The sequence below is a fragment of the Enterovibrio gelatinilyticus genome, assembly GCF_028683095.1.
Taxonomy (GTDB): domain Bacteria; phylum Pseudomonadota; class Gammaproteobacteria; order Enterobacterales; family Vibrionaceae; genus Enterovibrio; species Enterovibrio gelatinilyticus.
The window spans coordinates 95178-106025 of the sequence record NZ_JAJUBC010000007.1 but is presented as its reverse complement, the minus strand read 5'-3'; the positions used below and the strand labels follow the sequence as shown (position 1 = coordinate 106025).

Here is a 10848-nt window from a genome sequence, read left to right as displayed (position 1 = left end):
ATCTCACCACCTGAACCATATATAGCGGGCACTTCAGAGTCAGAGAGCCAACATCTTCACTATTGAATAGGAAAGGCGCCTTAACGTGAAAAACAAACAAGGAAAATAGCCTTTGAACAAAGCAATACATACGGATGCATTGATTTAAGACCGTTCTTATCAAAATCGCGTATTTAAGAGAGTTTGGTTGTTAGTTACTTGTCTCCACCTGTCTCATTTGCAATATAAATGCGATAAAACCACCCTTTGGGGGTCAAATTACCTCCAACATGCCCTATTTTTGACTTTACGAGAAAACACTTTATTTCTCGCTACTTGTAATGAAGAAGACAGCCAATCTTTTAGAGCAATCGTGGTGCTCAGTCTGTTAGCAAAATTGGATTTCTGTCTCCAAGGTAAATGCTTTTCCACGACATTTACCCATTGCCTTTTTTACCGATTTATTGACGGTCTCAAACGCTTTTTTGAGGAAACATTCATGAAGCAACGTATCAGTGATAAGTGTTCGCCAACTATTCACACTGCTCAATCCGCGGCTAAAGTGACGACATCAAAAATTCATTTGCTGCTTGTGGCAGCAACCGCATTGAGTGCACCTCAATTTGTACAAGCTCAATCTCTAGAACAAGCTGTCGCAGCGACGCTGTCTCAAAATCCCGTCATCAGGGAGGCATACAACGAATTCAAAACTCGCGAAGCAGATATCGATGCTTCGCAAGGAGAATATTTACCCTCTGTTGACCTTGAAGCAGGGATTGGATATTCGGATTATGACAGTGACAACACAAAGGGGACGTTCCATCCTCGAGACGTTCGAATTAACTTGCGTCAATTGATTTGGGATGGCGCAATCACCTATAACGACATTAAGCGGACCAAATCTGAAGCTGAGGCACAACGTTTTCAACTGCTTGCAGATGCTCAAGATACTGCGTTAAGTGTGACTGAGGCCTATCTGGAGGTCATTCGGACAGAAGCCATATTGGATCTGTCTAAGCGCAACGTTGAAACCCTTGAAGATATACATGCTGACATTAAGCGCCGAACGGACTCAGGCATTAGCTCGACCGCCGATTTGTCTCAAGCAGAAGGACGTGTTGCACAAGCTCACACTAACTTACTTTCCGCCCAAAGCAATCACGATGACACAATCATTGAGTTCGAACGCATTGTTGGTGAATCGCCCCAAGGGCTCGTCACCCCCGAGATAGATACGCTGTTTGTTCCTGGCTCTCTGGTTGAAGCACTAAAAATCGCTAAAGAGAACAACCCAGTCATTAAAGTGGCTGTTAATGACGTCGACGCCGCACGCTCCCAATATGAGCAAGCCAAAGGAGATTTCTACCCTACATTCACCATTGAAGCCTCTCAAGAGTGGGGGGAAGAACTCGATGGAACACCCGGTGACACTGATGAGTTCCAAGCCATGTTGCGAATGCGTTATAACCTGTTCAACGGCGGTACGGATGCTGCCCAGTCTCGCAGCGCTGCCTATCAAATCAACAAAGCAAAGAGCATCAGAAACAACGCCCATCGGCTACTCGATGAAAGCACCCGCCTGGCTTGGACAGCAAAAGAACTATCTGAAAACCAAACCAAGTTTTTAGAGCAGCATGTTGACTCAGCAGCTAAAACACTCAATGCGTATGAAAAACAATATTTGATCGGCCGCCGAACATTGCTTGATCTGTTGAATACAGAAAACGAATTGTTCGATGCTAGGAAATCTTACATTGATGCAAAATATACAGGGATCTTCGCGAAGTACCGCGTGCTCAATGCTACCGGCTTACTGCTTTCTGAGATGCGTGTAGCAACCCCTGAAGAATGGCAAACGTCCGTCTACGGTAAGGAAGGAGAGGATAAATGATGAACGTTGTATGGCCGAGAAAGGCCAAGTTCGCCGAACAGTTAAGCTTCAAACAATTGAGTGCTAAATTAATGGTTAAGGTCGCCCTTTTTGCGACCATAAGTGTAGGTGGTTTACTGTCAGGATGCTCAACATCAGCCCCCCAGCCTCCAGTTGCAGAGCAAAACGCCGACCTTTTTGATATGGACAGCGATGGTGTCATCAATGCACGAGATGAGTGTGAATCAACACCACAAGGCGCGATAATCAATAATGTAGGATGCTCTGAATTCATAGAAACAGAAGCTAGAGATGATTTACACGTTCTTTTTTCTAACAACTCAGTGAAAATCCCACCTAGCTTTGATGGCGAAGTAACAGAGCTCGCCCGTTTTATGACGACGTTTCCTCACACTTTAGTTCAGTTAAAAGGCTATGCCAGCCCGTCAGGGAGTGATGAACTTAACTTGGCGTTGTCAACAAAGCGAGCGCAAAGCATAAAAGCGGCACTTGTGAGAAAAGGCATTGCCAGCTCCCGAATCACTATCACAGGGTTTGGTGAAAATAACCCCATATCCGCCCCCTCTGTACAACAAACCGAAATACTCAGTCGGCGTGTCACTGCAAGTGTCACCAACACTGAAATGCGCGTTATCAACAAGTGGACTATCTATACGTCTTCGCCAGCAAAATAACCAAACGCTGGTACTCCGACGCCATAGGTAAAAAGAGTAAGGGTGTCGTGTCGGTATAAGATTTTTAAGCAACAAGAGTAAACCCCAGAGCGAACTGTCTTTGGGGTATATTTCAACGTCTAACCATTGGGCTTTCGAATCAGCACCATAGCTCGAAGCGAACTCAGTCCGGTGGAACCAGCATCGTTAAGCTGTTTGGGTATTTGTGGTGCGGGAAGCATAGAAAAACAGAAATAGCGCACGAGAAGAGTTTGTCAGTCATGTAAAGTCGTTGAGAGGGAAATTAATCATCTCCCGTCCATTACCACCAAAGAAAAATGTCTCTGTTTATAACACAACCGAACATTCACTAATGTCTAGTGAAAAACGATCGGATCAACAGTTCCTTGATTCGTTGGTAATACCAATAACAGCCAAAAGTCGATATCCGTTTCAGTACATTTTTCGGCAGACACACTGATCACGCCTTTGCACCTTTTCCCTCCGGGCTGTTCCAGTTTAGCGCCGGGTAGCTTCATCGCTTGCTGTAAGCATTCTTGACCCACAACAAACTGCAAACCTTCTGTATCGACAATGCTAAACAACCTGCCATGCTGATAGAAATACACTTTTTCATTATCGACTTCTTCACGAATGCCTGACATGCCTAACAATGCATGTCGCACTGAGTTTGATAACTGATCGACGCTCACGATAATACCTCTGCCCGTTTGCCTTGACTCAATACTAAAGAAAGCAGCCTCATATTTAAGCCCATGACTAATACATTAGGTCTAAAACCGTAAAAAAGGCTGACAACCAACTTGAACAAGACTTATACATTGCCTCATATTTATAAGCAGCGGCAGGAAAAAGGTAGTAAGCCTAAGCATTAGTCTGGCGACTCTGTATGCAGTACAAATAGATAGTTATGCCCAACCAAAGCACCATGCTTACTAGGCTCGGCAACTTGATCTCGCACACATTTCATTTCTTAGTTTGTTTGACTTTAGGGATGCTGCACTACGCTTTAGTAATGAGACAGATTTATCGTGTGTAATCCTAGCCGGTTAATTTTGTTTCACATGACCATTTCCAAGTTCATCATTTCACCGGGAGGTGCCTGACCTAACTTAATCATTCGCCAAACTTGTTCGAATCCATCATCGTTTTTAAGGAGAAACGACATGAAAGGGCTCATTTGGTTCAGAAACGACTTACGACTGGCAGATAACCCCGCATTGGTCGCACTCTCCCGGCGCTGCACGCATGCGCTAATGGTCTATGTAATAGATCCCGCTTGGTTAAAACCATCACGATACCAATCACGGCACTTAGGAAGATTCAGAGAGGAATTTCTGTATCAGTCTTTGCGAGCACTGGAAAGGGAACTCAAAAAACGTAAGCAACGTCTCGTCGTGAAAGTAGGTAATCCTTTAGAGGTTATCCCAGCATTGTGTAAACAACACCAAATTGACTACGTCGGAATCACCGATCACCCCGGCGTATATGAAAGGCAACAAGCCGCCTATTTACAACAGACCCTTCGTTGTGAAGTCAGTGTGAGTGAGAGTTTCACCCTACTCCTTCGTAATCAACTGCCTTTCGAAAAAGCCAATTTCCCTGCGTCATTCTCCCAGTTCCGAAAACACCTAGAACAGCAAAATACCTTACCGTGCATTCCAATCTGCGCGCCAGAATCATTACCGGCAGTCATTCAAGAGCGACGGGATATTTGGGGAGGTCAGGAATTTGTTTATGACCTCACGCCCTACCATGGCGGTGAAGACTCAGCGATGGTGCAACTTAATCAATACTTTTGGAAATCTCAAGGTCTTAAAAATTATAGGAAGACACGTAACGGCTTAGACGGGTGGCAGTTTTCTTCTCGACTTTCAGCATGGCTTGCCAATGGATCTATTTCTGCTCGCATGGTGGCAGCTGAACTTGATAATTATGAATATCGACATGGCCGAGATGAATCCTCTCAAACCATGTTTGCCGAATTGCTCTGGCGGGAATATTTCCAGTGGATGATGCACTACCACGGTGCCCGCATGTTCGCGTTTGATGGCATCCAGAAAAAACGCCCACTCACCACTTTCTACTGTGAGAAGTACAAATCTTGGGAACAGGGAACCACTGACTACCCCATCGTCAATGCCTGCATGAGACAGCTTAATCAAACCGGATATATGTCAAACAGAGGACGTCAAATCGTTGCTAGCTGCCTAGTTAACGAACTTGGGGTAGATTGGCGATTTGGAGCAGCGTATTTTGAGCAGCAACTCATTGATTTTGATGTCGCAGCCAATTATGGAAATTGGCAATATCTGGCAGGCGTCGGCGCTGATCCGCGCGGACAACGCCACTTCAACTTAGAAGAACAAACCAAAGCCTATGACCCGGATGGCAGTTTTGTTTCTCGCTGGGCAGAATCCTCTCCATCAGAAAGCCTGCTTAAATTTTAGTTAAAGTGTCACATGGGCTCATTCGACCATGCTTAACTCCCTTTGTTTTACAAAGAGAGTTAAGCGAATCATTCAAGGATCTCAATCACCCTATCACTCACACGTTCAGAAAAGATCAGTGAGGTGTGCGTCAACGGGAAGATTTCGTGGCTTGTCATGCCTTCAATCTTTGTTTCTTCCAACAGCACCGTACCGTCTGATGGTTGTCCGTGTAGCAATATTGTCGCAGGGCCAATCGACAAGTCACCCGCCAGGCTATATAGCGCGGCTTTTGATGACCAAGATGGTATCTCGTCAGGCAATAAATATTTGGTTGCCTGATCAAACATCACATCACCTACCCCAATGTTTTTAAAGAATGCGGCAACTTGAGATCCGTTATGTGGTGTCCCTAACGTGACCACCGTTTTAACATGATGGCTCATTTCGCTCTGACATTCTAAGTAGGTTCTCGCCATCACTCCCCCCATAGAATGAGCAACAATGGCAACGTCATCGCCATCAATATAAGCATCGATAGCTTTAAACATCTCTTCCAAATCAGGCGCGACAGTTCTATAGCCAAGATTCAGAACCTCATGCCCTGCACGCTCAAGTCTTTTTTCCAGCGGAAGCATGACCACGTTATGCATATAGAGGCCATGTAATAAAATGATTTTCATATAAAAACATTTCCTTATTGGGACTTCGTCGCTCGATGCTCATCATAAACTATCTTCTCATTTCAAAGATGAGACGTACTCTACAGCGATTGAATGCTTATTTTTAATGCGTGCTGTATGTCTATACCCAAGCACATCTCTCTGAATCCTGCATCTTCAGGAGACTTGGGTATACGAACAATCGAATAAACTCGACCTATTCGCTATTCACTCAGCTAGGAGAATATGCATGTCCATGACCAAAGCACTGATCGTTCTTTTCATCCCAGTCCTTTTCGCTCTGAACGCCACCGCTGAAGATATTACCGATGCCACTGCAGGCCAAAAGGCCGAAATTGTCGAAAAAGCCAGAGTACAAGAGATTAAAGATGCCGCTACCGACGTTGAAAATGAAGCGGTTTTATTGGTAGACGAGGCGAAAAAGAAACTCGACAGCGAAGAGGCTGATGATACCAAGAAATAATGCGTAACTAAGGCCAGAGATCACAGGGGTTTAGCCTTGCATATTGAACCTAGCGTTGAGTGGTTTCCTCGTACAAACAACGCTAGTAAAAAAATAGCGACCCACAGGTCGCTATTTTGTCAAAACAAAAACGATGACTTAGAAGATCATATGCGCCACACCAGCAATAACAGGCAGTGTCACCAGAGTACGTAGAATGAAGATCATCACCAGTTCCCAAGCTTTAACTGGGATCTTACTGCCTAATAGAAGCGCACCCACCTCTGACATGTAAATCAACTGCGTCACAGACAAGGTTGCCACCACGAAACGCGTCATTTCATTGTCGATATTTGCAGCCAGTACCGCAGGGAGAAACATGTCTGCAATACCTACCAGCATGGTTTCAGACGCAGCTACCGCTTCTGGGATTTGCAGCAGTTCAAGCAAAGGAACAAACGGCATACCAAGGATGGTGAAGATTGGCGTGTACTCAGCGATAATAAGCGCCGAAGTACCAATTGCCATAACTACCGGCAGCACACCAAGGACCATATCTGCCGCGTTCTGAAGACCTTCTTTCAATACGTCGCTCAGTGAACGAATGTGAGAAGCACGTTCAACTGCTGATTTCATACCGTAAGAAAACAGCGTTTCACCTTCTGGCAATGCTTCGTGCTCAAGCACTTTCTCTTCGCCGTTAATTAGCGTGTTCTTTTTCCAACATAGTGGTGGTAAACGAGGTACCACGATAGCTGCCACAAATCCTGCCAAACAAACAGTGATGTAGAAAGGAACGAACATGTGTTCCAGATTCACCTGTGCAATCACAACCAAACTGAAGCTAATTGACACCACAGAGAAGGTAGTTCCCACCACTGCTGCTTCACGCTCAGTATAGTAACCTTGTTCATACTGCTTACTAGACATCAATATCGCGACACTGCCATCCCCCAACCATGAGCTTGCGCAGTCAACCGCAGAACGACCAGGAAGACCAAACAACGGACGCATAATACGCGTCATGAATGTACCAATCAGTTCCAATAAACCGAAGTTGGTCAGTAATGGTAGAAACAAACCCGCAAATACAAACACGGACAACAATGTTGGAAGTAAATCGCCCATCACAAAGCCGCCGGTTGCACCACCGATGACATGCTCTGGACCAAACCCAAAGAACGCCATGGTGACAAAGGTTGCACCAAGCAAGCGTACGACTAGCCAAAAAGGGGTCGGTAAGAATAGGCCAGTAAGAAATTTAGATTTCGTCACAAATGTAGGTTTTATCGCAAGAGCCAGCAATGAACCGAACGCGCTAATGAGAATAATTGACGTCACAACAATCGGAGCAGATTGGCCCAACAGACCCAGCATTGATTTTGCCAATACCGCGATAGGAATGGTAAACCCACCGTTGATCATCACGGGTGTCATAAAGAGAAGGACACCAAGGAGTGAAGGAATTAGGAACATCAACAGATTCCGTGTCGATGAAGATGTTGTTGGCAAGTCTTGAGTTTTCTGCATGGCGATACTTCCTGAGCGATGCGATGAACGAAATAGATATTCACAATATGTGACTAATTGAGCGCAAGATTAATTTAACTCCTCACGCATGTAAACCATAATTAGTCACTTATATTGAATAAATCATCCAAATTAGCTCAATTGACCAAACATCATCCAATTTCTGTGTGTTTTTAGTCTCCATATTGTTAAATGAATGTGAAATGCACTATAAGGCCAAGAGGTAATATCAACGAGTTAACGGGAAATAGAGTGGTGTTTTGGAGAGAGGCACATGAACACATTAATGAATAACTATCCAATCTTTCGATCGATACGGGCATATTCAGACAGCACCCATTGTCCGAAATCATCCATTAAGGCAACCACGGCACGTTTCTTTACAGGTTTTCGTTGTATGAGATAGAAAAGACGTTCAATTTCCACGTTTTTCTCGGGATAAGAAACCAGAAACACATCAGCACAAATCTGCAGATCATGTTCCCATCGCCCCTCTTTACTGGCGACCAGCCCAAACGCAGCCTTTATCAGTCGCTTCGCGGCTTCTTCAGCGGCATCGAGTTGCGAGCCCCACTTGGTTGCGACCGCCACTTTTTGGCGGAGATCTTTGAGCTTTCCAGCAAGATCATCATTCATCGCCTTAGACACTTCCCAACTGACCTCAAAATGACCAAAGCTATCTGCAAGGTTGTCGCCACTCATGCAAAGCGCACAGTGTTTGAGAAAGAAGCCCCACTTGAATATATTCACAAGCGCCGTAACATCTTTCAAAGGAACGACGTCAAACTCTACTCGCTTTACAACGTCACTAGACTGCTCAATACGCCAACGAATCGTATTCAACGATGTGTATTCTTGTACATTTAGCGCTCGAGATGTCACCAAGGTAAATTCAAAGTCTGCACTGCTACCGGCACAACGTTGCGCTACATCGCCAGAGATATAAATGCTATGCAGCGTATGACCAAGTAAACCGCCAATCTGACGCACAGCCGCCGCTATTGGTTCAACATAGTCTGTTTGCAATGGCGTTTTTCTGTCTATCTCTGCCAGCAGTCCACTGCGCGGTTTTACCTTGTACAAGCCAATCACCTTTTTTACTTATCTAGTAAAGCTATTTTAGAACGAGTTCCTTTCCCATGCACCTTGAAACATAGCCATGTTCAGCGTTAATTTCCCATAAAAACTGAATCTTAGAACGATTTTTGAGCAACCATCCCAACAAGTTGGGCATGTCGATATGTACACCGTCCCCTTTCTATCAATCACCGCCTCCCTGTCAATCAATCACCGCTGCCATTCAATAATCACTACCGTTCTCACGATGCAGTGAATTTACGCCAGCAAACTCAAGGTCCTTATTCAGTGAGAATAAGGAGGATTCACGCGCGGCAGTATTTTGAATACATCATCACTCGAGGTTTACAATAGTCATCATTACATGGCAGCCAACAAAACCCACCTTTTGGTAGTCTCTGAATCCTGCATTTTCAGAGGCCATCAGTGCGAGTTTACTGACGCCATGCTCGGTGTTATCCCTTTTTGATGGAGATCACTACATCGGCAAAGGGACGCCTAGATCATAACGTCCGTAAACCTCGCTGAATCCTGCATTTTCAGGTTGTTTGGGTATACAATGCTGCCGTTACTATTATTTTGGAATAACTATGACCGCTTCCCTTCTTTCTATCGACGAAACACTAGAAACCGCGTTCGACATTTTCTATGAAATGGCTGAAGACAACCTAGATTACGACGATCTTCTCGCCTATCAAGAACGCTTTGATGAAGATGGCGCAGCCATTGTGGTTGAAGCAAGTTCTGATTGGGAAGAACAGGTCGGTTTTGACGTTGACCGAGAAGCCTTTGTCGAAGTGCGTATTGGCCTTGCCAATGAAGATGAACTTAATGATGTATTGGTTCGAATGCTTGTTAGCCGAGACCCTGAACAAAAGTTCTGTCACCTGCTATGGAAGCGCGCTGCATAATTTCAGGCAGCGAATACGCAAGAAATAAGGCCTGCATTGCAGGCCTTATTTACTCATATTACATTCAATTCAACACAACTCAGTGTGGAGACGCAGGGAATTTGAATTCTTTACCTGCATCGAAGTTACGCGGTAATTTGTGCGCGATCCCTTTGTGGCAATCAATACAAGTTTGACCCGCCTCTTCCGCTCGATCATGAACTGACGCTGCGACTGTTTTCTGAGAGCTAAAATCCATGAATTCGAAGTTATGACAGTTTCGACATTCTTGAGAGTCATTGGCTTTCATTCGGTTCCACTCGCGCGTTGCCATTTCAAGTCGATGATCTTCAAATTTTTGCGGTGTCGCGACAATACCAAATGCCTTCGCATACAATTCCTTACTCGCCTGAATCTTACGAATCATCTTCGGCCCCCATTCCTTCGGAACGTGGCAATCAGGGCAAGTGGCTCTTACGCCACTTCGGTTAGTGTAGTGAATAGTACCGACATACTCTTGGTACACGTTGTCTTGCATTTCATGACAACCAATACAGAATTCTTCTCTGTTGGTCATTTCCATGCCGGTGTTGAAGCCACCCCAGAAGATAATGCCCGAAACAAAGCCCAAAATAAGGATGGTACCGATAGCAAAATGACTCGGTGTTCTGAACCATTTCCAACTTTTTGTAATGAACCCCGGTAGTTTCATTGGCTCCCCCTACTGACCGAACTTGCCAGCAGGAACAAAATCGTTCTCCACCAACGCTTCAGTCTGTGCCTGTGGTACATGGCACTGAAGACAGAAATAACGACGTGCTGACACTTGAGTCAGTACCTTGTTGTCACGATCCATAAAGTGCGTAGGGCTCACGCGAGGCGCACCAGTTTTACGGTAAACATCCACATCGTGGCACTGCAAGCATGCATTATTAGATTGGTTAATCTGATAACCATCCACTGCGTGAGGAACCATAGGTGGCTGATTGACATAGTTCAAAGCAAAGCGGTCTTGATTTTTCGGTACCACTTTAATTTTCGGCAAACTGTTGTTTTCACCGATATCTTGGTCGCCTCGCAATGACGTGACCTGTGCAAACGCCATGGTGCTCACGAATGCAGCGAGTAACAGTGACAAGGTGATTTTCTTTTTCATGTTCGGATCCTTTCGAATCAAATCATTCTGCTCATTGCGTGTTGCTAGCTATCCACCAACAACACGCGCTATTTTGGCTTATTAGACAGCGTCGCCA

At 45.0% G+C, this 10848-nt stretch carries 11 protein-coding genes; 5 read left to right on the top strand and 6 right to left on the bottom strand.

Going from position 1 to position 10848, the window contains the following annotated elements:
- The first annotated feature begins 478 nt into the window (after positions 1–478).
- The gene (locus LRP50_RS08125; protein ID WP_274163960.1) at positions 479–1870 is read left to right on the top strand and encodes a TolC family outer membrane protein; all 1392 of its coding nucleotides are present in this window, start codon (positions 479–481) and stop codon (positions 1868–1870) included.
- Positions 1867–2544, top strand: a complete 678-nt coding sequence (locus LRP50_RS08120) for an OmpA family protein (protein WP_274163959.1) — start codon at positions 1867–1869, stop codon at positions 2542–2544. The genes LRP50_RS08125 and LRP50_RS08120 overlap by 4 nt, the downstream gene beginning before the upstream one ends.
- 356 nt (positions 2545–2900) lie before the next feature.
- On the opposite strand, the gene LRP50_RS08115 is transcribed toward LRP50_RS08120, so the two are convergent.
- Complete coding sequence (locus LRP50_RS08115; RefSeq protein WP_028025427.1) at positions 2901–3236, bottom strand: hypothetical protein; 336 nt, start codon at positions 3234–3236, stop codon at positions 2901–2903.
- A gap of 474 nt (positions 3237–3710) precedes the next feature.
- Here LRP50_RS08115 and LRP50_RS08110 point away from each other — a divergent pair, with 474 nt between their 5' ends.
- The gene (locus LRP50_RS08110; RefSeq protein ID WP_274163958.1) at positions 3711–4994 is read left to right on the top strand and encodes a DASH family cryptochrome; all 1284 of its coding nucleotides are present in this window, start codon (positions 3711–3713) and stop codon (positions 4992–4994) included.
- 68 nt (positions 4995–5062) lie between these two features.
- Here LRP50_RS08110 and LRP50_RS08105 read toward each other — a convergent pair whose 3' ends face one another.
- The gene (locus tag LRP50_RS08105) at positions 5063–5656 is read right to left on the bottom strand and encodes an alpha/beta fold hydrolase (protein WP_274163957.1); all 594 of its coding nucleotides are present in this window, start codon (positions 5654–5656) and stop codon (positions 5063–5065) included.
- A gap of 229 nt (positions 5657–5885) precedes the next feature.
- On the opposite strand from LRP50_RS08105, the gene LRP50_RS08100 reads away from it, so the two are divergent.
- Complete coding sequence (locus tag LRP50_RS08100; protein WP_274163956.1) at positions 5886–6119, top strand: hypothetical protein; 234 nt, start codon at positions 5886–5888, stop codon at positions 6117–6119.
- A gap of 138 nt (positions 6120–6257) precedes the next feature.
- Here LRP50_RS08100 and LRP50_RS08095 read toward each other — a convergent pair whose 3' ends face one another.
- Together LRP50_RS08095 and LRP50_RS08090 are read right to left on the bottom strand one after the other, a co-directional pair.
- Positions 6258–7628 carry a YjiH family protein gene (locus LRP50_RS08095; RefSeq protein WP_420791207.1) on the bottom strand — a complete coding sequence of 457 codons (1371 nt, stop codon included), beginning with the start codon at positions 7626–7628 and terminating at the stop codon, positions 6258–6260.
- A gap of 294 nt (positions 7629–7922) precedes the next feature.
- Positions 7923–8720 carry a hypothetical protein gene (locus LRP50_RS08090; protein ID WP_274163955.1) on the bottom strand — a complete coding sequence of 266 codons (798 nt, stop codon included), beginning with the start codon at positions 8718–8720 and terminating at the stop codon, positions 7923–7925.
- A 575-nt stretch (positions 8721–9295) separates the two neighbouring features.
- Here LRP50_RS08090 and LRP50_RS08085 point away from each other — a divergent pair.
- Positions 9296–9616 (top strand): HI1450 family dsDNA-mimic protein, encoded by a 321-nt coding sequence (locus LRP50_RS08085; protein ID WP_081796366.1) that lies wholly within the window; start codon positions 9296–9298, stop codon positions 9614–9616.
- Between the two features lie 79 nt (positions 9617–9695).
- Here LRP50_RS08085 and napC read toward each other — a convergent pair whose 3' ends face one another.
- Both napC and LRP50_RS08075 read right to left on the bottom strand, forming a co-directional pair.
- On the bottom strand, positions 9696–10307 hold the full coding sequence (gene napC, locus LRP50_RS08080) for a cytochrome c-type protein NapC (RefSeq protein WP_274163954.1): 612 nt from the start codon (positions 10305–10307) through the stop codon (positions 9696–9698).
- Between the two features lie 9 nt (positions 10308–10316).
- Positions 10317–10751 (bottom strand): nitrate reductase cytochrome c-type subunit, encoded by a 435-nt coding sequence (locus tag LRP50_RS08075; RefSeq protein WP_274163953.1) that lies wholly within the window; start codon positions 10749–10751, stop codon positions 10317–10319.
- Positions 10752–10848: the final 97 nt, after the last annotated feature.